This is a genomic window from Flagellimonas meishanensis, assembly GCF_019880545.1.
GTDB classification, from domain to species: domain Bacteria; phylum Bacteroidota; class Bacteroidia; order Flavobacteriales; family Flavobacteriaceae; genus Flagellimonas; species Flagellimonas meishanensis.
The window spans coordinates 1394128-1415750 of record NZ_JAINVW010000003.1; the positions used below are offsets into that span (position 1 = coordinate 1394128).

Below are 21623 nucleotides of genomic sequence, written 5' to 3' on the forward strand. Positions count from 1 at the left end.
CACTTTTTTTTGCAAATACAGGGTGAAAGTAATATTGAGCATCGTAGAAAACATGGGGCTGGCATGCCCCACTGGTACCAAAGCAACTATCTTTCCTGTAAAACCTCGATATGAAAATAGGCATTAGCGGTACAGGAAGTTACATTCCATCCATCATCACAAAAAATGAAGCTTTTCTGCATCATGATTTTTTGAGCACTGATGGAACCAAAATTGGGTACGAGAATGCCGTTATCATCGAAAAATTTCAATCCATTACCGGAATTTCCGAAAGACGCTATGCTAGACCGGAGCTGAACACTTCAGATTTGGGGCATTTGGCAGCTGAAAAAGCAATCGAAGATGCCGGTATTGACCGCGAAGCGTTGGATTATATCATCTTCGCGCACAACTTTGGGGATATTGAGCATGGAAAAATTCAAGGGGACACGCTTCCAAGTCTTGCCACCCGAGTAAAGCATTTGCTAAGGGTAAAAAACCCAAAATGCGTGGCGTACGATATGATCTTCGGTTGCCCTGGTTGGATTGAGGGTGTAATCCAGGCCAATGCCTTTATCAAAAGTGGGATGGCCAAAACCTGTTTGGTGATTGGTGCAGAGACCCTTTCCAGGGTTGTTGATGAACATGATAGGGACAGCATGATCTATTCGGATGGCGCTGGAGCGGCAATAGTTCAAGCCAATACAGAAAATGGGGAAATATTGGGCCACGCATCGGTCACCCATGCCAATGGTGAGGCCTATTACCTGTTTTTTGACAAGACCAATAACGAGGAAGGCTGTCCGAACACACGATACATCAAAATGCATGGCCGAAAAATCTATGAATTTGCATGTACCCACGTTCCAACAGCAATGGCCGAGTGTTTGGACAATAGTGGCATTACCATTGATGAGGTGAAGAAAATATTCATCCATCAGGCCAATGAAAAAATGGACGAGGCCATCATCAAACGATTCTACAGATTATATAACAAAGAAGTTCCAGAGGATATCATGCCCATGAGTATTCATAAATTGGGCAACAGCTCCGTAGCCACAATTCCCACCCTGTTCGATCTGGTGCGAAAAGGGGAAATGCAACCTCATAAGGTGGACAAGGGAGATGTTGTGATTTTTGCCAGTGTGGGTGCCGGAATGAACATCAATGCCATTGTTTATCGATATTAGGACCAAAAACACCGTCTTGCTTTCCCGTCTAGCTTAAACACAGGATGCAAATTTCATTGGGATTTCTAATTTGTTTTTTGGACTTTTAGCAAATGTATGACAACAACTTTCCAAGCAAGCGCTACCGACACACACTTGCCTTTTTGAAAAAGCACGTAACCCCCGCAGAAACCATTTTGGATCTAGGCGTGGAAAATCCCTTTTCCATCATCATGAAGGAAAACGGCTATACCGTGAACAATACACAAGGCCAAGATCTTGATTTGGATATCGGGGAAGTAAGGAAATCCAATGCCGATGTGATTACCGCCTTCGAGATTTTTGAGCATATGGTGGCCCCATTCAACGTGCTCCGTGAAATCCAAGCAAAGAAGCTTGTTGCCAGTATTCCACTTAAATTATGGTTTGCATCGGCTTACAAAAGCAAAACTGACCCTTGGGACCGTCATTATCATGAATTCGAGGATTGGCAGTTCGATTGGCTGTTGGAAAAGGCCGGTTGGTTGATTAAAGATTCTTCCAAATGGACCAATCCCACCAAAAAGATAGGCATTAGGCCTTTTCTACGTCTCTTCACACCTAGATATTACATTGTTTACGCTGAAAGGAAATCCTAGGCTATAATTACGAAAGCAGTAGAGAAATACTTCATGGCCTCAGGCATTGAAGATAAAAATATAAAGGGCAAAAGGTTAAGCCAATACATGCTATTTACAAAGAACATGGAAACTTATTTGGGATAAGTGTTCAGTTTTTTGGAATTTTAGCCCATGCGGATAAGCATTATCATACCGGCCCATAATGAAGCTGAAAATTTGGCCGACTGTCTTGACTCCTTTGTTGCACAGACCACTGTGCCGAACGAGTTGATCATTGTAGATGACAACAGTACCGATACTACCTTCAAAATTGCCATAGGCTACGCTGAAAAGCACGACTGGATAAAAGTTTTGCAACGAAAATCCACCAACGAGCATATTCCAGGGAAAAAAGTAGTGGACACATTCAATTTTGGCCTTCAAAGCGCTTCAGATTTTGATTTAATAGGCAAGTTTGATGCGGACATCATTTTACCACCTAATTATTTTGAGGTGATGCTCAACCATTTCCAGTCCAATTGGAAGTTGGGTATCTGTGGTGGGCTTTTATACATCAAAAAAGGCGGGGAATGGACCTATGAGAACATTGCGGACAAGAGCCATATCCGAGGCCCCATAAAACTGTACCACAAAGCTTGTTTCAGCAAAATTGGAGGGCTTCGCCCCGGGGTAGGGTGGGATACTGTGGATGTGTTGCTTGCCAAATTCCATGATTTCCATACGTTGGTCGACCAATCATTAAAGGTAAGGCATCTTCGACCCACGGGGCTCGGGTACAACTCAAAAAAGGGAGTTGCGAAGGGAGAGGCTCTTTATAAAATGAGGTATGGTGTTATCCTAACAAAAATAGCTGCCCTAAAAATGGCATGGCTGGCAAGAAGCCCATTTTTGTGCTTTCAGATACTCCTTGGTTACGTCAAATCCGCTATTGGCAGATTGCCTCGATATGTTACCAAGGATGAAGGTGTTTTTATTAGAAAATATCGGTGGAAAGGGGTAAAAAGCAGCCTATTCTAACACCGCTTCAATAGGATTTCCTGTTGTCCCGTTCGGGAATGCGATGCCCAACAAGGTGGCAATAGTTGGAGCAATGTCAGTAACCTCGGTTCTGGCTGTGGTGCTTCCGGCTTTTATGCCTGTTCCATAGAACAACAAGGGAACATGGGTATCGTAAACAAATGGTGACCCATGATCTGTACCTGCTTCCCGATAGGGAATATATCCCGCGGGTGGGATGAACAAAATGTCACCCGATCTTTTCTGATGGTATCCTCGCTGCAACAAACCTGCCAACTGATCTGTAAATTGATATTGAGACATCTGATAACCGGTAAAAACCTGTTGTACTTTATCGTTCTTCAATAATTGTTGCCCTATTTCCCACTGTAAATCTCCCATGGCCATATCCAAATTTTCAACAATATCCCTATCCAAAAAAACCTGAAAATTGGAAATATTCTTAAGAATATCGGTCGTGCCATACCTGTAGCTCAGAAACTCCTGTAGTTCTTCTTTCATTGCATGCTCACTCAAAAATCCGCCAGGAATTCCAACATCCTGTAAATAACCAGGTGCAGGTGGCACCCCATGATCTGCTGTTAAAAACACCATGTAATCATCCTTGCCCACTTTCTGGTCCAGCGACTCGAGTAAACGTTGAATATCCTTATCCAATCTCAAGTAGGCATCCTGGACCTCAATGGAATTGACCCCATAAGCATGACCTACATAATCTGTGCTTGAGTAGCTAATGGCCAAAAAATCCGTAACATTATCCGTGCCCAAGTTCTCGCCGTCAATAGCTGCCATAGCAAAGTCCGTTGTGAGGCTATTGCCAAAAGGGGTCTCACGAAGCATCTCAAACTTTTCGTTGGCATCCCATAGTTCGGGTAAGGCGTGTGGAAATGTACTGGAGACTTCTCCCCTGAACTTTCTCTCATATTCATTGGCATCCTTCGCACTCTCAACATATAAGTTGATATCCTTTAATGTTTCCCAAGGTCTTTTATACTTTTCCGCTGCTTCAGAACTGTTGAATGCGGTTACCCATGTAGGAAGTTGGTCCATATAAAATGAACTGCTTATCCAATTTCCGGTCTCCTTGCCTTCAAACCAATAGGCTGCATTTGCTGTAAAGCCGGCTGGTAATATGGCCCCTCTATCCTTTATGGCAATGCCTATAGTTTTTGCCCTCATTTGGGTATTGACGCGTAATTCATCCGTTATCGTGGATACCAACATTCTGTGGGGCGACATCCTCCCCGCGTCCAAGTCAGTTCCGATTGGGTTTTGGTTGTCGTCTGACACACAGTACACTGATTTTCCATCCAATCTGTCGTACCACCAATTACCCAATACCCCATGAACGGATGGAGTGGTTCCTGTATATATGGAAGCGTGGCCCGGTGCGGTTTTGGTCGGCATATAGTTAAAATGATGGTTCTTGCAATTGAAACCTTCGCCCACAAGTCGCTTAAACCCACCTTCTCCATAGTGGTTCCAAAAACGGGTCAAATAGTCATAGCGCATCTGGTCCACTACAATCCCTACCACCAATTTGGGATTTTGGGCAATCTCAATGGCCGGCATCTCCACCTTATCCTTTTTGCCCCGCTGTGCATGAATGGCACACACCGAGAGAAGCATAAAAATGATGGAGATAAGATTACGGTTTCCCATGGATTTTATGTTTATAGAACGACGCAAATCTATTTAATAAAACTATTATACAATTTAAATGAAGGTTAAATGCGTACAATATTGTTATTTTTATCCACGCAAGACCAAATTGAATACATGAACTACCTTGAAGCGATTGGAAAATACTTCATAATGATTTGGGAAGTATTTAAGAAACCTACCAAGTGGCCCATTATGAAATCCCTTATCCTAAAGGAAATTGATGAGCTGATCTATGGTTCCATGGGCATCATCATCTTTATTTCCTTTTTTATCGGAGGGGTTGTCACCATACAGACCGCTTTAAATCTCAATAGTCCGTTTTTGCCAAAAAGTCTCATCGGTTTTGCTACCAGGCAATCCGTAATATTGGAATTTGCGCCCACCTTCACCTCCATCATCATGGCGGGAAAGGTAGGATCATACATTACATCGAGCATCGGGACCATGCGGGTCACCGAACAGATTGATGCCCTTGAGGTAATGGGGGTAAATTCACTGAACTATCTGGTATTTCCAAAGATAATTGCCATGCTCCTGTATCCCTTTGCAGTGGCCATTGCCATGTTCGTGGGCATCTGGGGCGGTTGGACAGCGGCCATTTTTGGCGGTTATGCCCCAAGTGGCGAATTCATAAAGGGGTTACAGTTGGATTTTGATGCTTTTCATGTTACCTATGCCTTTATAAAGACCTTTTTCTTTGCCTTCATAATAGCCACCCTGCCATCATACCATGGATTTTATATGCGCGGGGGAGCATTGGAAGTGGGCAAGGCCAGCACTACCGCCTTTGTTTGGACCAGTGTGGTCATTATCGTTTTGAACTACCTATTAACGCAATTACTACTGGGCTGATGATCACTGTTGAAAACCTACATAAATCGTTTGGCAACAACCACGTGTTGAAGGGGATCAGTACCACTTTTGACCAGGGAAAGACCAACTTGATCATTGGACAGAGTGGTTCTGGAAAAACCGTCTTTTTAAAATGTCTCTTGGGCCTTTTTGAACCCGAGGAGGGGCAAATATGCTATAATGGACAATATTATTCCGAACTTTCCCTAAAAGAGAGAAGGGACCTTCGGCAGGAAATGGGCATGGTCTTCCAGGGAAGTGCCCTATTTGATTCCATGACGGTGGAAGGCAATGTTATGTTTCCATTGGATATGTTCACCAAGCAGTCCAGGTCTGAGATGCAGGATCGAGTCAATTTTGTGCTGAAACGGGTAAATCTTATCGATGCCCACAAAAAATACCCTTCCGAAATTTCTGGGGGAATGAAAAAGCGCGTTGCCATTGCCCGTGCCATCGTGATGAATCCAAAATACTTGTTTTGTGACGAACCCAACTCCGGACTTGATCCAAAAACTGCCATATTGATTGATAACCTAATACTGGAAATTACCGAGGAATACAATATCACCACCGTGATCAACACACACGATATGAACTCGGTAATGGAAATTGGGGAGAAAATCATCTTCTTAAAAGATGGGCACAAGGAATGGGAAGGCACCAATAAGGAAATCTTTAAAACTGACAATAAGGCTGTTACGGATTTTGTTTATTCCTCTGAACTGTTCAAGAAAGTGAGGCAGATGTATTTGGAAGAGCGCAACTGATTTTTAGGATTCAAAACCTGCAGATCTACTCGTTCATCTTACTTCCGTACGTCTGATATCCCATAGTCTGATGTCTGACCACACAAGTCCGATATCAGATGCACAAGTCTAAATTGCACCTAAGAACGGCCAACGAATTAGTCTAATCCACCTCCTTAACAACTATCGTTGTATCCTGAAGCCTCAATTTTAACCAAGTCCCTATTTTTTTGGCTTCATCCTCTTTTTGGTTCTGGCGGATTCCATCCTTCCACTTCACTTCAAAAACAGGAATTGTATCCAATTTATTGAAATCAGTCTGTATTTTGTAAGCGAAACTTAGGCCGGCTATGTTTTCATAATTTATCCTGGCTTCTTTGCTTATATCATTAAAGGGGATTTGTTTTCCGGCATTTTTGGTCCAATTCTCCACCTCTTCCTTTAGTAAACGTATCTGCTCATCCTTATTCAGCAAATCGGCCTTGTTCCTCTCATAGAGTTCGCTCACATAGTTGAATTTTTCCTCGGAATCGTCCCGACCGCCTTGAATTAGGTTCAGCTGGGCATCGCGCAACCGCGAGTATTGATTTTTTTGGGTTCTCCAAGTGTTAACAATGTTCTCCGGAATCAATTCATCGCCCATGCAGACCAATTCGATCAAAGGACTTTCTCCATCATTGTATTCAATTTTGGTAAGATTGTCCACATATCTTCCTTCGGAATTGAATTGATACACCTCGATTGTTTCCCGTAAAAATTCTTGCGCCTGCTTTTTAAAAAGTGATTCCTGGAATACCTGGTAAAAAGTAAATCCAGCAGGAATCATGACCAGAATACCGGTAAGCGAGGCAACCCGGGCAATAAATCTTCTTCTTTGCGAATTGGCATAGCGCACCATCGGAAAACGCAAAAATTTGATGACCAAAAAGGTGGCAAGTCCTATAAAAATGGTATTGATGATAAAAAGGTACATGGCCCCCGCAGCATACCACGGTTTGCCAATGGCCAGTCCAAAACCTACGGTACAAAGTGGCGGCATCAGTGCCGTTGCAATGGCCACTCCAAAAATGACACTTGCAATGGTCCCTTTCTTTGCCCGGGCGATGACCAAGGCCAATCCACCAAAAAAGGCTATCAACACATCCCTTATATCTGGCTGGGTTCTGGCCAAAAGTTCGGAAGATTCATCCCGAAGGGGAAAAAGGTAGAAAAACAGAAAGGCGGTTATGACACTCAAGACCACCATTACCGTGAAATTTTTCAACGAACGTCGTAAAGTATCTATATCGTTGATTGCCAGTGACATACCCATTCCCAAAATAGGACCCATCAATGGTGAAATAAGCATGGCACCTATCACAACCGCAGTGGAATTCGCATTCAATCCCACGGAGGCTATGAAAATGGAACAGATCAAAATCCAAGAGGTGTGTCCCTTGAATGGGATATCGGCAATTATGGAATCCTTGGTAGCAACCGCATCGGTGTTGGTCCTAATTTCCAAAAGGTCCGAAAGAAATTTTCGGATACTTCCCAATAGTCCCTTGAAGTCTTTTTTTACCTCGTCACCACTATCGGAAGTAGGTGTAATGTTATCTTGATCTAGTTGGTCCATAATTATTAGGCATATTGATCCCCAAACCTGTCTTTTACCTGTCCCAAGACATTTTTAATATCCTGTTGTTTGGATTTTGGATAAATCAACAAGACTTCTTCCTTGTCCACAATAATATAGTCTTCCAAGCCATCCACTACCACAATTTTTCCCTTTGGGGACCGGATCATGTTGCCACTTGCATTTTCCAAAAAAGTGCTGGCGTTAACAACAGCGTTGTCCCGATTATCCTTATCGAGTTTGTCATACAATGCTCCCCAAGTACCCAGATCGTTCCAATCAAAAGTGGCAGGTAAGGTGTAAATGGCATTCGACCTTTCCAAGATAGCATAATCAATGGAGATGTTTTCCGCCTTGGCATAGTTTTCTTGGATAAAACCATGTTCCTCGGGTGTGTTGTAACAGGAGATTCCACCCTCAAACAGTTGAAATTGCTGCGGCTGATAGGCTTTGAATGCTTTCACAATGGTGTTCACGCCCCACATAAAGATTCCTGCATTCCACAGAAAGTTTCCCTGTGCCAAAAACTCTTTTGCGGTTTCATAGTCGGGTTTTTCCCGAAATTGGGCCACTTTTTTAAGTTTTTCCCTACTTCCTTTCTCAAACTCGATATAGCCAAAGCCTGTATTGGGAAATGTGGGCTGTATGCCCAAAGTACAGAGCACCTCTTCTTTTTCGCATTTGTCAAAACAAGCGGTCACGTCATTTTCAAAAGCATCTTCATCCTCAATCCAGTGATCACTGGGTGCCACGATCATCACCGCGTTGGGGTTCATTTTTTGAATTTTCAATGCAGCGTATAAAATACAGGGTGCCGTATTTCGCATGGCGGGCTCCAAAACCACTTGTTCTTGCGTCACCTGGGGAAGTTGTTCCAAGACCAGGTCGTTATAGCGCTCATTGGTCAAGATCAGAATGTTTTCCGTAGGGATAAAACGGTTCAGCCGATCAAAGGTTTTTTGGATAAGCGTCTTACCCGTACCCAACATATCGTGGAACTGTTTGGGGTTGGCCGTGGTGCTCACTGGCCAAAATCGGGAGCCAACCCCCCCTGCCATCAACACTGCGTAGTAATTTTTGTTCATTTTTATTTATTTCATAGTGTCGTTTCGAAATGGGCAAATCAATTGGGAACTTCCTTACTTCTCCACCGCGCTCGAAGTGACATTTATTCTACCAATTCTACCTCTGCATTGGGTTGGAACAAATATAATCTGCCCGTGGACAATTCCACACATTCGTACCGCTTTACTTTTTTATTGCCCTTTTTAAAAAGTTTACCGTTATAAAGTCGAAATATACTTCCAGCAGGGAGTTCGTAAACGTAGCTACCGTTTCGTTCCACAGGGTCAAAGGTCTTTAGTGCAATGGACAAACGGGCATCCGTGCTGCTGCTGGCCTTTGGATTTTTAAAGTGATTGGCGATTATGGGCAATAACTGGGATGGAAATATTTCGGGTCGGATAAAGGGTACCATCAAATGTTGGAAAGTCCTTTTCCACTCCATTCCATGCGGTTTTATGCGTCGGCCATGATTCTCAAAGGCCACCAAATGGGCAATTTCGTGCACCAGGGTAATCAGAAATCGGTATTTGTTGAGGGAAGCATTAACCGTGATTTGATGCAATCCGTTTGGCATTCTGCGATAATCACCATGTCGCGTAACGCGATGATTGACGATTTTAAGATGCACACCATAGGTTTTGATAAGCTCAAAACAGGGTTCAACCGCTCGTTCTGGAAGATATTTTTGAAGGGTGGTGTTCATATTCGTCAAACGAAAATAGGGTTTTGTCAATTATTGCTGCTATTCCCTTGTAGCAATATTTAATTTACCGAAAAGTATAATATATGAAAGCTTCATTCTTATTATTAAGTGCCTTTTATTCAATAGCCATGTTTTGTCAACATGATACAAATCTAAGTGAGGCACTTTGGGCAAGGGTACAAAATTGTTACTCATTATTTGAAGATGAGGATGGAAATGGCATTCCTGATTATAATAAAATAGATGATTCTCAAAATGGTTATCTGAAAGTTTATGGAGATTGGCCTACTTGTGGCTGTTCCTGCACTTCAACAGTAGGGGCTTATAAAGACTCTAATGGAGATTACTGTTTTGTTCAACAGGAGGTGTATACTTGTGAATGGAAAAAATCCATTACATCAAATAGAGATTTGGCAGAGATTCTTCCAGAGAACTTTGGAATAGATACTTTCTCAAAAGAAAAAGTAAAGCATGACTCAACTCGCTCAATGTTTTATTTGGAAGTAGAGATACCAAGAGTTGGAACAGACACCGAGTTTACATTAAAACTTATTCCCTTTGGAATTACAATTGAATCCAGTTCTTTAATCACTTTTGGATATTCTGAGAATCATCCAGAAAAAAAAGGCTGGCACTCCCAAGCAGAACTTTTGTATAAAATCAAGAATCTTGCACGCTTAATAGACGATGATAGGACTCTTGATTTGTTAATCAAAGGAGAATATGATCTAATAGAATCTTCTGAAATGGACTATATTAGTCAGCAAATGATTGGAACTGATTACTGGGGACAATTTGAATCATTGGAGATACTGTCAAAAAAACTGAAATTTCTGAAGTCTACCTATGACATTTACTTCCAATTGGATTTTACAACTGCATTAATGAAATGGGATAGGATAAAAGCTAAATTTGAAATCAAATCATTAGACAATAAACCAGAAAAAATATCTTTTAAGGAATTCTTATTGCTAAATTATTATTGGCAACCTGTATGTTAAAAAATTGCCTTAGGTTCGGGCCAATAATGTTTATGATTTAAAGCAGTCTTTCAAGGCGTGCTATTGCTTACCTGCAACAACTTACCATTATAGAGTTTTTGCCCAGTTAGGGCGAAATCCTTGACGTATGTCGCCATTTCCAAAGCGGTTACCGGAGCTTGATAGCCTGGAAAGGCCTCGGCCAACATTTCAGTCTGTACGGCGCCGAGTGCCAATACATTGAAGCTTGGGCCTGTTTCCTTGAATTCCTCGGCCCAGAGTTCCGTTAGCGTGATCACAGCTCCCTTGCTAGAGCTATATGCAGCTAGCCCCGGAAACTTCATGCTGCCCTGCACGCCTCCCATGGAACTTATGGTCACCACATGGCCCTCCTTGCCCATTTTGGGCAACACCATCTTGGTCATCCCTGCCACGCCGAACACATTTACTTTGTAAACCGCTTCAAATTCTTCTTGGGAAGTTTCCAAAAACGGCTTGTTCAACAGTTTGCCAGCATTGTTTATCAAAACATCGACCCTATCCCACGTTTCCAAAAAATTCGTCAGCTTTTCATAATCCCTGGGTTGGCCTAAATCGAAAGAAAAAGTGTGGACATTTGAAAACTTTAGATCCAATACAGGTTGGGCATTTCGGGACAATGCCAAAACTTGGTGCCCTTCCTCTGCAAAAAGTTTGACCAATTCATAGCCTATGCCCCTGCTTGTTCCCGTAATGATGATGTTTGCCATACTATTGGTTTTGTCACTTCGATACCAAGGGAGAAATCCAAATAACTTTTAATTTTTTCACCCTTTTGCAAATGGATTCGAAATGACATGGATCAAGTTAGTTCATTTTTATTTCCTGGGTGGGTGCATTGGCAATTCCCTCCAACACGGGCAACATTTTGTTCACCAAGGTGGCCATGTGCTCAAAATCCATGATGTCAGCCTCGTCCCCTACTTTGTGATAGTGGTCAAAATTGGTGAAATCAAACGTACAATACGTATGGGAAGGCACCCCAAATTCTTTATGGAAAGGATAGTTATCCGACCGCTGGAACAGGCTATACTCCTTTGCCGTAGGCAAGAACCCCACCAGATTCTCCCCCGCATATGTATTGCTTACCTCGGCTAAATTTGATTTTTCATATCCCGTGATATAAACAAAATAGTCCCTTCCCCTAAGCGGTACTCCGGTCATCTCAAAATTGAGCATGGCATACAGATTCAATTCTTGTTCCTTTAATTTTTTGGCCAAATGCTCCGATCCCAGCAAGCCTTTTTCTTCGGCACTGAACAGGGCGAAGATCAGACTTCGCTTGTTGGTTTTTTCGGTTCCAAAATATCGTGCCATTTCCAACACTGAAGTTGTTCCTGAGGCATTGTCATTCGCTCCATTGGCGATATAATCGCCATTTTCAGGTGCAATGGTACCAATGTGGTCGTAATGTGCCCCTATTACAATATATTCGTTCTTTAAAATGGAATCACTTCCCTCCACGATACCGACGATGTTGTACGATGGTTTCTTGAAATTGGAAAGGGTGTCCCGGTATGATTCAAAATAAGGTGCAAGCCCATATGATTTAAAATAGTTCTCAATATACTTGGCGGCCATTTCTATGCCCTCGCTGCCCGAATCTCGACCCTTAAGATCGTCCGAGGCCAAAAAGTTCATCATTTCCCCTATACGTTCCGAAGTAGTAAAAACTGGGGTTGAAACCAGTTCACCATCATTTAGAACACTTCCAACGGCACTCCCCCTGAAGGCGTCACTTTGGGATGGGACAACGGTTTTGGTCTCAATCACTTGGGCAGAACCGCAGCTCAATAATACTGTGGCGCAAATGCAACTTAAGATTTTCTTCATTTTATTCAATTTACATTTTTAAAGATAAAAAAAGCATCCTTAAAAGGATGCTTCAATATAATACGTTCTCTTTGGTCCCTTCGACTATGGCCAGAGTGAAAACGAACATTAGGCCAACATGGTCACCGGGTTTTCCAAATAAGCCCTAAGGGTCTGTAAAAATTGTGCCCCTGTGGCTCCATCCACGGTTCGATGGTCACAGGCCAAGGTCACCTTCATGGTGCTACCAGGTACAATTGCACCGTTTTTCACCACAGGTTTGTCCACAATGGCACCAACCGACAAAATTGCGGAGTTGGGCTGATTTATTATGGAGGTGAACTCCAATATACCAAACATGCCCAAATTGGAAACCGTAAAGGTGCTTCCTTCCATTTCATCGGGTTTGATTTTCTTGTCCCTCGCCCTTCCCGCTAGATCTTTTACAGCAGCACCGATTTGGGTCAAACTCAATTGGTCGGCAAATTTGATCACCGGTACCACAAGACCTTCATCCACGGCGACGGCCACGCCCATATGCACATGATGCTTATAAATTGTGCTATCCCCATTCCATGATGTATTTACCTGAGGATGTTTTTTCAATGCCATGGCACAGGCCTTCAATACCATATCGTTGAAGGACACCTTGGTATCGGGCAATTCGTTTATCTGTGCTCTGGACGCCTTGGCGTTGTCCATATCCACTTCGATAGTGAGGTAGTAGTGCGGTGCCGAAAACTTGGATTCGCCCAAACGTTTGGCTATCACTTTTCGCATGGTGGAATTTTTCACCTCTTCCATGCTTTCTTCTCCCACTGGCAGGTTTACTGGTGCCACAGAAGTTGCCGGAGCTTCTGAAGTTTTCTGGACTGCTGGCGCCGTTTGTTTGGATGGTTGAAAGGTTTCCACATCCCGTTTCACGATTCTCCCGTGATCTCCCGAGCCCTTAATATCAGATAGTTTGATGCCTTTCTCCTCAGCTATTTTCTTTGCCAAAGGAGAAGCAAAGATACGTTCGCCTTCTGCTACGGTCGAGGTGGTCTCTTTTTTCTCTTCTGGTTTGGATTCTTCAGATTTTTCAGGCTTTGCGGAACTTGAGCTTTCCTGAACAGATTCCCCTGATTGCGCATTTAGCACCGCATTCACGTCTGTTCCCTCAGGACCAATGATTGCCAACAACGAATCTACAGGTGCCCCTTCGCCTTCCTGAATGCCAATATGGAGCAATGTCCCGGAATAGAAGGATTCAAACTCCATCGTGGCCTTGTCCGTTTCGATTTCGGCTAAAATATCGCCTTCTTCAACGGTGTCGCCCACTTTTTTCAACCAACTGGCCACGGTTCCTTCCTCCATGGTATCGCTCAATCGCGGCATGGTTATGATTTCAACCCCTTCAGGAATCTCAGCAGGTCCGACAGCCGAAACTTTTGGCTCTTCGGATTTGTTTTCGGCCGTCGGTTCGGTCTTTTCATCTGCCTTTGGAGCATGTCCACCACCGTTCAACAACGCCGAAATATCCTCTCCTTCTTCACCAATGATGGCCAACAGTGAATCAACGGGAGCACCGTCTCCTTCTTCAATTCCAATATGAAGCAGAGTGCCTTCATGGAAAGATTCAAATTCCATGGTGGCCTTGTCGGTTTCAATTTCGGCCAAAATATCGCCTTCTTCCACTTTATCCCCTACTTTTTTGAGCCATTTGGCCACGGTGCCTTCCTCCATGGTATCGCTCAGTCTCGGCATATTGATTACCTCTGCCATCTAGTTATAGTTTATGTTGTAAAAATGGGTAGTCCTTTTGCTCGTATACGGTGTCGTACAATTGTTCAATTGGGGGAAAATCGGATTCTTCCGCAAACTTCTCGCATTCGGCCACCAAATCTTTTACTTTTTTGTCAATTTCCTTAAGCTCTTCTTGGGATGCATATCCTTTTTCAAGAATTACATCTTTTACCTGGGTGATCGGGTCTATCTTCTTGTATTCCTCAACCTCTTCCTTTGTCCTGTAATGCTGTGCATCGGACATGGAATGTCCGCGATATCGGTAGGTCTTCATTTCCAGGAACGTAGGGCCTCCTCCGGTCCTTGCCCTTTCAACGGCCTTGTCAACTTCCTTGGCCACGATGGCGGGATCCATTCCGTCCACAGGAGCGCAGGGCATTTCGTAGCCCAAGCCCAATTTCCAAATTTCGGTGGTGTGGGCGGTACGGGCCACAGATGTTCCCATGGCATATCCGTTGTTTTCGCAGATGAAAACTACTGGTAGCTGCCATAACATGGCCAAATTGAATGCCTCATGCAACGAACCCTGCCTTACTGCTCCGTCTCCCATATAACAAAGTGTCACGGCATCCCTTTTGAAGTATTTATCGGCAAAGGCCAGGCCAGCTCCCAAGGGAATCTGTCCGCCTACAATGCCATGTCCGCCATAAAAGCGGTGTTCCTTTGAAAAAATATGCATGGATCCTCCCATTCCCTTGGATGTTCCGGTCACCTTTCCGTAAAGTTCCGCCATTACCCTTCTGGGGTCCACACCCATCCCGATGGGCTGCACGTGGTTTCGATAGGCCGTTATCATTCGGTCCTTGGTAAGGTCCATGGCATGCAACGATCCTGCCAAAACAGCTTCCTGGCCATTGTACAAATGCAGAAACCCGCGTACTTTTTGTTGGATGTAGACGGCGGCAAGTTTGTCCTCGAACTTTCTCCAGAACAACATATCCTCGTACCACTTTAAATAAACTTCCTTGGTGATTTTTTTCATCAGTGGTTGTTGTATTATGTGATTATCCCCCAATTGGAGAAAAGCAAAAATACATATATATCTGTTTTGGAAAAAGAATTGATTTAAGAATCCCCCAAAAATGAACTGCCGAAGGCCAAGGGCAGAATATCGGCCACGGAAGTGCAGGAATAAATGGGTCCTTTTTCGGCTCTCATTATTAGGGTGATCGGGGATTTTTGACGTTGTTCGTATTCTATGATGGACTGTCGGCAATTGCCGCATGGGGCCGCGGGAACCTCTAAAAGATGTTCTTTTGAGGCAGCACTTATGGCAATGGAAACTATGGCCACGCCGGGATATCTTGCCCCGGCCTGAAACACGGCCACCCTTTCCGCACAGAGCCCCGAGGGATATGAGGCATTTTCTTGGTTGTTTCCAATAATGATCTGACCATTTTCCAAGAGAAGTGCGGCTCCCACCTGAAAATTGGAATAGGGAGCATAGGCATCATAACGGGCAGCCTCGGCGGTTTCCAATAATTTTTTTTCATCTTTGGATAGCTCATCGGATGTTTCAAAAATGGAAAGCTCAAAACCAATCTGCTTCTTTTTCATAATGTGCCAAGTTACCCATCAAAAATAAAAAAACCCGTCCAAGGACAGGTTTTATTCTCAAGGTTTGTTTTTTAGTCGTTCAAATATTCTTCCCCAAAATTAAAGGTAAGCGAAAAACGCAGGGTGTTCTCCAGAGGATTCCTTACTTGGGAGGTTGAGAAGAGATAGGAAAGGTCTATCTGGGCCGTCTTGAACTTAAACCCGGCTCCAAGGGTGAAAAACTTTCTGGCTCCCTTGTCTTCACTTTCGTTGAAATACCCTCCGCGTAGCATGAACGCCTCGCGATACTTGTATTCTGCCCCCAAGGCCCATGTGATTTCCTTGAGCTCTTCACTGAAACCATCCGGTGCATCGCCAAAGGATTCGAACACGCCATTAAAGAACGATATATTCTGATATTCATCATTGTCCTCTGCGGTAATCAATCCATCTCCCGTAAAATCCCTAGGTGTCGGGACCAATAATTTGTTTATTTCGGTATGCACCCCCAACACATTGTCCTGATCGAATATAAAATCAAAACCACCACCCAGCTTTAGGTTAGTAGGCAGGAAGTTCTGCTGGCCGCCTTCATCATACTGCAAAGATCCCCCAAGATTGGAAATGCTGAACCCGGCCCTCCAACGACCATCATAGTTATTGTATGCGATTTCCCTGGATCTGTAAAAACCGGCAATGTCCACTGCAAATGCATTGGCCGCCTGGGAATCCTGTAGTCCATCCTGAAATCTCAAGTTGGAGCTTATGAACCTTCCCCCTACGGCCATGGAAAAGGTTTGGCTCAATTTTAAGGAGTAGGAACCATCAATGGCAAATTCATTGGGCTTCACCAGGGTGGGTTCTTCATCAATGGTCTGCCTTAGCTCGATTTCTCCCAAGCCGAAGTAACGTAGCCCAAAAGCAAATGCACTGCGATCGTTCAGTTTGTTATAGAATGCCGCGTTCAACAGCGAGACATCATTTACAATGCTTTCCAAATAAGGTGTATAACTTACACCGATCCCAGTTTTTTGGGTGGCAAAGGCATACTTGGCCGGATTCCACTGTTGGGAAAACACATCAAAGGAGGTGGCAACGCCCATATCTCCCATACCCGATGCCCTTGCATCGGCTGCTATGGTCAAAAAAGGAACGGCGGTTGTAATTACTCTTTCTTGTTGCGCGCTCAGGTGTGGCAACATACCCCCCAGCGCCACCAATATCAGTAACTTTTTCATTCTATTCTTTTAGCGTTTAGTACGTATTGAGGTCCATGTACAGTGCTGGACATATTACAAGTAAACGGCTTTTTGTCCGAATTCTTGTAATAAAGGATAGATTTTTTGCTCAAGTTGATTGTCTGGACCATACGCGGCCTTTCTTTTTTCACTTTTAACGCATGAAGGACCCGAGATAAATCAAAGCTTTCATACTATTTTCAAATGATTCACGTTACAACAATATGACATTTTCCCTTTGTGGCATTGCCAAAATAATCGATGGGCACAAAATATTATGGTCAATACATCGTTTAAATGCCAACAAAGGATTATAAAATCAAAACAAATTGAAGTTTCTGAGGGTCCAGAACCCTTTTTTTAAAGTACTCAAGCCCAAATTATGAAAAAGCACTTTTTAAAAGTTGTACTTTCCTGCGCCATTGTAATGGGAAGTTTTACTGCATGTAAAAATTCCTCTTCATCATCCAAAAACGTTTCCAGAGCCACGGGATGGAAAATAAATGCCAAGGAAGGTGGATTTCAGTACAATTCTGATTTCAAGGAGCAAGAGACTCCTCCCGGAACGGTATTCATCGAGGGGGGAACCTTTACCAAAGGTAAGGTCCAGGACGATATTATGCACGACTGGAACAATACTCCTACCCAGCAGCACGTGCAGTCGTTCTATATGGATGAGACCGAGGTGACGAACGTGATGTATTTGGAATATCTGGATTACCTAAAATCCGTGTACCCTCCAGAGAATCCCAACTATGCCAATATATATAAAGGTGCCTTACCAGATACCTTGGTATGGAGAAACAGACTGGGCTTCAACGAGACAATGACCAATAATTACCTACGTCACCCGGCCTATGCGGAATATCCGGTGGTTGGTGTGAACTGGGTCCAAGCTTCGCAATATGCCGAATGGAGGACCGACAGGGTGAACGAGGCGATGTTGGAACGGGAAGGATTTTTGGCCCAAGACGCAAAATATCAGGTGTTGAACGGTGAAATAGGCGGTACATTTAGCACCGAGGCCTATTTGAACAATCCAGAATCTGTATATGGTGGTGAAATTGATTCACTCCAAGGAAAACAAAAAAGGGACTCCATCAATGTTTTTGCCAAAAGAAGTAGCGGTGTGCTCATGCCAGAATACAGGCTCCCCACTGAGACCGAATGGGAATATGCTGCGCAAGCGCTTGTTGGTTCAAGGGAATACAACAATTACAGAGGTAGAAAAAAATATCCCTGGGAAGGAGATTACACCCGAAATGGACAGCGTGTGGGTAGAGGTGACCAGTTGGCCAACTTTAAACAAGGAAAAGGAGATTATGGTGGAATCGCAGGATGGTCTGACGATGGTGCGGACATCACGGCAGAGGTGAAATCATATAAACCAAACGATTTTGGTCTTTATGACATGGCCGGTAACGTTAGCGAATGGGTTGCCGATGTTTACCGTCCCATTGTGGATGATGAGATAAGTGATTTCAATTACTACCGTGGTAACGTGTTCTTGAAGAAGGCCATTGGCGAGGATGGAAAAGTGGAAATCTTGACCGATAAAATCGTTTATGATACACTGCCCAATGGAAAAATCGTTGCCATAAATCTTCCGGGAGAGATAAAAGAAGTGCCAGTGACCGATGAGGAAACCTATTTGAGAACCAATTTTGACCATAGCGATAACCGGGGTTACCGCGACGGAGATCCAGGTTCATCAAGATTCTTTGCTAGGTTCAGCGACGAGGCAGAAAATAGAAAAATGTACGATTCACCAAAGCATAAGGTGGAACGTGACTCAACAGGAAAAATACTCCGCCAGTACGATACCTCCAATTACCGAACGTCCTTGATCAACGATGAGGTACGGGTGTACAAGGGTGGATCGTGGAGAGATCGAGCATTTTGGTTAGATCCATCACAACGGAGATACCTTCCGCAATATATGGCAACGGACGACATAGGTTTCCGATGCGCCATGTCCAGAGTAGGATCCAAATCCAAAACCAAGAATAAGACCATACGTCACAAAAAAGCTAAATAGTTTTTTGGTAAAGTTGTTTATCGGCCCTGATTTTTAATCAGGGCTTTTTTTTATCTTCGATTAATGACATTGGACAAACTTCATGCGCTCTTCTTGGAGCACCCAAACATTTGCACGGACAGTCGCAAAATCACAAAGGATTGCCTCTTTTTTGCCTTGAAAGGCCCAAACTTCAATGGGAACGAATTTGCCCAGAGCGCACTTGAAAAAGGTGCCGCGTACGCCATTATCGACGAAGAAGGGCATAGCGTTTCCGACAGATGCATACTTGTGGATGATGTGCTTGGAACCTTGCAGCAATTGGCCACACATCATAGGCATTTTTGTAAGGCCAAGGTAATCTCGCTTACCGGAAGCAATGGCAAGACCACCACCAAGGAACTTATCAGCGCGGTCCTATCCAAAAAATATCGGACGGTTTCGACCCATGGCAATCTCAACAACCATATTGGGGTTCCACTGACCTTATTGTCCATTAAAAAGGATACTGAAATCGCCATTGTGGAAATGGGCGCCAATCACCAAGGCGAAATTGCGTTTTTGAGCAATATAGCCCAACCCGATTTTGGCTACATCACAAACTTTGGCAAAGCGCACTTGGAAGGTTTTGGAGGGGTTGAGGGTGTAATCAAGGGCAAAAGTGAACTGTATAATTACCTTACCTCCCATGACAAACACACATTTTTGAACGCTGATGACCCAATTCAAGCGGAAAAATTGTCATCCTATGTAAAAAAGATTGGGTACAGCACCACGGACCACCAATACTACATTATTTCTTTGGTTGAAACCAATCCGCACGTTGTGCTTGAAATGGAAGGCACACGGTGCCATACCCAACTTGTGGGCGCGTACAATTTCCCCAATTGTTGTGCCTCCATATTGATGGGCAAATACTTCAACGTGCCCTTGGGAGATATTAAGGATGCCATCGAATCGTACCGCCCCCAAAACAACCGTTCGCAGGTAATCGAACGTAATGGCCTCACCATCATATTGGATGCCTACAATGCTAACCCAACGAGTATGAGGGCAGCGTTGGATCATTTCAAAACCATTAAGGTCTCCGATAAGTTTTTGGTCTTGGGGGACATGTTTGAGCTTGGCGAGGACGCCGCAAAGGAACACCAAGAAATGGCTGATTACTGTCATGCTTCCGGCTTTGAGCAAGTTTTTTTGGCTGGTGAGAATTTCAATCAAGTACGGACCTCCTTCAAAAAATTCAAAACGTTTGACGCCCTTAAGGATTTTTTGGCCGCCAATCCCATTCAAAAAGGCCATGTTTTGATAAAAGGTTCGCGGGGAATGGCACTTGAGCGGGTGTTGGACCATATTGGACAATTGAACCCCAAATCATAAAATTTTCAAAAATCTTAGGATTAAGGCCTTTGTTCCTGAAATGAATGGCGTTCCATAACGAACTAAGTTCAATAAACTGTTCAGGAATGGAAAAAAGTATCATAATCTTTGACGGTGAATGCAACCTTTGCAACGGAGTGGTGGCTTGGCTTATCCGCACCTCGAATTCATCCTTTTTTGATTTTGTTCCATTTCAATCCGCTAGGGGTCAACAAATTTTAGCTTGCAACGGACTTGAAACGGATACGCTGGAAACCGTTGTACTTGTGGACGAAAATGGGCTTCATACACTATCAGACGGTTTTTTAAAGATAATTGGAAAAGTGCCAAAATATCAATTGCTTGCAAGGGTGTTGGGCCTGCCCCCAAGATTTGCAAGAGATGGTTTTTATTCCTTTGTGGCCAAGAATCGGGTGCGTTTGTTTGGGAAATCAGCGTACTGCCGGGTCCATTTGCAACAGAATTTTGGTTGACCCATCCATCGTTTAACCTTTCGGCATTGTCTCATTCCTGAATCCCTTGACCATTTGTCAAAAGATTTTTTTCACTTTATTCTTTACTCGATTTTTTTTGATTTCATTGTGATTGATTCCTAGGCATTCAACTCCCAACGATAACTATTAGAACCACAGGTTTCCCCATACTTTCTGTTATATGGGCGATGTGGTGTACTTCTGAGCATGCCCCTTTCCAATGGCCAAACGGGCTTGGTTATCCCTACAAAAATGATGGAATAAGTAAAGTAACCCGAAGAAACTTAACGTAAATCCTTATCGGAAAAAACCATAACTCACTGATATTGTTGTAACTAGAAATACGAAAGTTTACAACCCAACCAGATGAGAAAACTATTTTCTACATTTTTTCCCATCAAGAGAGTATCCTCTAACGAGGAGAACGACTTCATGACGGTCAAATACGTCAAGTCCGGTTTAACCCAGGATGAGGCCTTGGAGATTAAACAAAAGATTGTTTTGGCCCTTGAAGAAGACAAGCTTTTTAAGGATGGGTCCATTGGACTCAATGAGCTTTCCGAGCACATAGACAAGGATCGATACAAAGTATCCCAGGTGCTAAACGAGTATCTGCAAAAGAACTTCTACGCCTTATTGAATCATTACCGGGTAAAGGAAGCACAGGATTTGTTGCTTACCCAGCCCATGCTGAGTGTAAAAGCTGTGATGTATGAAGTAGGCTTCAACAGCAAAACAAGCTTTTATGGCGCCTTTAAGAAAGAGACGGGTCTAAACCCAAATGACTATCGAAATCTGGTAATGTATACCTCCTGATAACCACCGTTTCAGAATTTCTACTAGCTACTACGCACACATTTTTTGTCCTAATCATTCAAAATCAATGCTTTTAATTCCCAAATCCAATGGAAGAATCAGTATTTAGGATTATC

General features: G+C 43.5%; 20 protein-coding genes. 10 read left to right on the top strand and 10 right to left on the bottom strand.

From position 1 onward, the window contains the following. The first annotated feature begins 110 nt into the window (after positions 1–110). From K7G75_RS14440 to K7G75_RS14450, 3 genes are all read left to right on the top strand, one after another. A complete protein-coding gene (locus K7G75_RS14440; RefSeq protein ID WP_222984938.1) occupies positions 111–1169 on the top strand; it encodes a 3-oxoacyl-ACP synthase III family protein in 1059 nt (352 codons plus the stop codon). A gap of 92 nt (positions 1170–1261) precedes the next feature. Further along, the gene (locus K7G75_RS14445) at positions 1262–1786 is read left to right on the top strand and encodes a methyltransferase (protein ID WP_222984939.1); all 525 of its coding nucleotides are present in this window, start codon (positions 1262–1264) and stop codon (positions 1784–1786) included. 153 nt (positions 1787–1939) lie between these two features. Beyond that, positions 1940–2785, top strand: a complete 846-nt coding sequence (locus K7G75_RS14450; RefSeq protein ID WP_222984940.1) for a glycosyltransferase family 2 protein — start codon at positions 1940–1942, stop codon at positions 2783–2785. Here K7G75_RS14450 and pafA read toward each other — a convergent pair. Further along, complete coding sequence (gene pafA, locus K7G75_RS14455) at positions 2777–4447, bottom strand: alkaline phosphatase PafA (RefSeq protein ID WP_222984941.1); 1671 nt, start codon at positions 4445–4447, stop codon at positions 2777–2779. The genes K7G75_RS14450 and pafA overlap by 9 nt on opposite strands. A 117-nt stretch (positions 4448–4564) precedes the next feature. Between pafA and K7G75_RS14460 the strand changes: the two genes are divergently transcribed. Next, positions 4565–5302, top strand: a complete 738-nt coding sequence (locus K7G75_RS14460; RefSeq protein ID WP_222984942.1) for an MlaE family ABC transporter permease — start codon at positions 4565–4567, stop codon at positions 5300–5302. Continuing rightward, positions 5302–6069, top strand: a complete 768-nt coding sequence (locus K7G75_RS14465) for an ABC transporter ATP-binding protein (RefSeq protein WP_222984943.1) — start codon at positions 5302–5304, stop codon at positions 6067–6069. Before K7G75_RS14460 ends, K7G75_RS14465 begins: the two co-directional genes overlap by 1 nt. Positions 6070–6211: 142 nt before the next feature. On the opposite strand, the gene K7G75_RS14470 is transcribed toward K7G75_RS14465, so the two are convergent. From K7G75_RS14470 to K7G75_RS14480, 3 genes are all read right to left on the bottom strand, one after another. Further along, the gene (locus K7G75_RS14470; protein WP_417950800.1) at positions 6212–7666 is read right to left on the bottom strand and encodes a DUF389 domain-containing protein; all 1455 of its coding nucleotides are present in this window, start codon (positions 7664–7666) and stop codon (positions 6212–6214) included. A gap of 2 nt (positions 7667–7668) precedes the next feature. Further along, positions 7669–8748: a mannose-1-phosphate guanylyltransferase gene (locus K7G75_RS14475; protein WP_222984945.1), complete on the bottom strand. Its 1080-nt coding sequence runs from the start codon at positions 8746–8748 to the stop codon at positions 7669–7671. Positions 8749–8831: 83 nt separating this feature from the next. Continuing rightward, positions 8832–9431, bottom strand: coding sequence for a SprT-like domain-containing protein (locus K7G75_RS14480; RefSeq protein ID WP_222984946.1), 600 nt, complete (start codon positions 9429–9431; stop codon positions 8832–8834). An 83-nt stretch (positions 9432–9514) separates the two neighbouring features. On the opposite strand from K7G75_RS14480, the gene K7G75_RS14485 reads away from it, so the two are divergent. Beyond that, entirely contained in the window at positions 9515–10432 is a 918-nt protein-coding gene (locus K7G75_RS14485) for a hypothetical protein (RefSeq protein WP_222984947.1), read from the top strand. Between the two features lie 50 nt (positions 10433–10482). On the opposite strand, the gene K7G75_RS14490 is transcribed toward K7G75_RS14485, so the two are convergent. The 6 genes from K7G75_RS14490 to porV form a co-directional block, all read right to left on the bottom strand. After that, positions 10483–11160 carry an SDR family NAD(P)-dependent oxidoreductase gene (locus K7G75_RS14490; protein ID WP_222984948.1) on the bottom strand — a complete coding sequence of 226 codons (678 nt, stop codon included), beginning with the start codon at positions 11158–11160 and terminating at the stop codon, positions 10483–10485. A 97-nt stretch (positions 11161–11257) separates the two neighbouring features. Then, positions 11258–12283, bottom strand: coding sequence for a M28 family metallopeptidase (locus K7G75_RS14495; RefSeq protein ID WP_222984949.1), 1026 nt, complete (start codon positions 12281–12283; stop codon positions 11258–11260). Positions 12284–12391: 108 nt separating this feature from the next. Then, complete coding sequence (locus K7G75_RS14500; RefSeq protein ID WP_222984950.1) at positions 12392–14026, bottom strand: pyruvate dehydrogenase complex dihydrolipoamide acetyltransferase; 1635 nt, start codon at positions 14024–14026, stop codon at positions 12392–12394. 4 nt (positions 14027–14030) lie between these two features. Next, positions 14031–15029 (bottom strand): pyruvate dehydrogenase (acetyl-transferring) E1 component subunit alpha, encoded by a 999-nt coding sequence (gene pdhA / locus K7G75_RS14505; protein ID WP_222984951.1) that lies wholly within the window; start codon positions 15027–15029, stop codon positions 14031–14033. A gap of 83 nt (positions 15030–15112) precedes the next feature. Continuing rightward, entirely contained in the window at positions 15113–15604 is a 492-nt protein-coding gene (gene cdd, locus K7G75_RS14510; RefSeq protein WP_222984952.1) for a cytidine deaminase, read from the bottom strand. A 71-nt stretch (positions 15605–15675) separates the two neighbouring features. Continuing rightward, positions 15676–16821, bottom strand: a complete 1146-nt coding sequence (gene porV, locus K7G75_RS14515; RefSeq protein WP_222984953.1) for a type IX secretion system outer membrane channel protein PorV — start codon at positions 16819–16821, stop codon at positions 15676–15678. Between the two features lie 382 nt (positions 16822–17203). Between porV and gldJ the strand changes: the two genes are divergently transcribed. From gldJ to K7G75_RS14535, 4 genes are all read left to right on the top strand, one after another. Then, positions 17204–18859 carry a gliding motility lipoprotein GldJ gene (gldJ, locus tag K7G75_RS14520; RefSeq protein WP_222984954.1) on the top strand — a complete coding sequence of 552 codons (1656 nt, stop codon included), beginning with the start codon at positions 17204–17206 and terminating at the stop codon, positions 18857–18859. Between the two features lie 63 nt (positions 18860–18922). Further along, on the top strand, positions 18923–20218 hold the full coding sequence (locus K7G75_RS14525) for a UDP-N-acetylmuramoyl-tripeptide--D-alanyl-D-alanine ligase (protein ID WP_222984955.1): 1296 nt from the start codon (positions 18923–18925) through the stop codon (positions 20216–20218). Positions 20219–20304: 86 nt separating this feature from the next. Further along, positions 20305–20691, top strand: coding sequence for a thiol-disulfide oxidoreductase DCC family protein (locus K7G75_RS14530; RefSeq protein WP_222984956.1), 387 nt, complete (start codon positions 20305–20307; stop codon positions 20689–20691). A 366-nt stretch (positions 20692–21057) separates the two neighbouring features. Next, a complete protein-coding gene (locus tag K7G75_RS14535) occupies positions 21058–21507 on the top strand; it encodes a helix-turn-helix domain-containing protein (protein WP_222984957.1) in 450 nt (149 codons plus the stop codon). Positions 21508–21623: the final 116 nt, after the last annotated feature.

Coding starts and splice junctions, on each gene's coding strand:
- gldJ (WP_222984954.1), top strand. CDS start 17,204: ATGAAAAAGCACTTTTTAAAAGTTGTACTTTCCTGCGCCATTGTAATG.
- K7G75_RS14525 (WP_222984955.1), top strand. CDS start 18,923: ATGACATTGGACAAACTTCATGCGCTCTTCTTGGAGCACCCAAACATT.
- K7G75_RS14440 (WP_222984938.1), top strand. CDS start 111: ATGAAAATAGGCATTAGCGGTACAGGAAGTTACATTCCATCCATCATC.
- K7G75_RS14480 (WP_222984946.1), bottom strand. CDS start 9,431: ATGAACACCACCCTTCAAAAATATCTTCCAGAACGAGCGGTTGAACCC.
- pafA (WP_222984941.1), bottom strand. CDS start 4,447: ATGGGAAACCGTAATCTTATCTCCATCATTTTTATGCTTCTCTCGGTG.
- cdd (WP_222984952.1), bottom strand. CDS start 15,604: ATGAAAAAGAAGCAGATTGGTTTTGAGCTTTCCATTTTTGAAACATCC.
- K7G75_RS14450 (WP_222984940.1), top strand. CDS start 1,940: ATGCGGATAAGCATTATCATACCGGCCCATAATGAAGCTGAAAATTTG.
- porV (WP_222984953.1), bottom strand. CDS start 16,821: ATGAAAAAGTTACTGATATTGGTGGCGCTGGGGGGTATGTTGCCACAC.
- K7G75_RS14535 (WP_222984957.1), top strand. CDS start 21,058: ATGAGAAAACTATTTTCTACATTTTTTCCCATCAAGAGAGTATCCTCT.
- K7G75_RS14475 (WP_222984945.1), bottom strand. CDS start 8,748: ATGAACAAAAATTACTACGCAGTGTTGATGGCAGGGGGGGTTGGCTCC.
- K7G75_RS14460 (WP_222984942.1), top strand. CDS start 4,565: ATGAACTACCTTGAAGCGATTGGAAAATACTTCATAATGATTTGGGAA.
- K7G75_RS14465 (WP_222984943.1), top strand. CDS start 5,302: ATGATCACTGTTGAAAACCTACATAAATCGTTTGGCAACAACCACGTG.
- K7G75_RS14495 (WP_222984949.1), bottom strand. CDS start 12,283: ATGAAGAAAATCTTAAGTTGCATTTGCGCCACAGTATTATTGAGCTGC.
- K7G75_RS14490 (WP_222984948.1), bottom strand. CDS start 11,160: ATGGCAAACATCATCATTACGGGAACAAGCAGGGGCATAGGCTATGAA.
- K7G75_RS14485 (WP_222984947.1), top strand. CDS start 9,515: ATGAAAGCTTCATTCTTATTATTAAGTGCCTTTTATTCAATAGCCATG.
- K7G75_RS14500 (WP_222984950.1), bottom strand. CDS start 14,026: ATGGCAGAGGTAATCAATATGCCGAGACTGAGCGATACCATGGAGGAA.
- pdhA (WP_222984951.1), bottom strand. CDS start 15,029: ATGAAAAAAATCACCAAGGAAGTTTATTTAAAGTGGTACGAGGATATG.
- K7G75_RS14530 (WP_222984956.1), top strand. CDS start 20,305: ATGGAAAAAAGTATCATAATCTTTGACGGTGAATGCAACCTTTGCAAC.
- K7G75_RS14445 (WP_222984939.1), top strand. CDS start 1,262: ATGTATGACAACAACTTTCCAAGCAAGCGCTACCGACACACACTTGCC.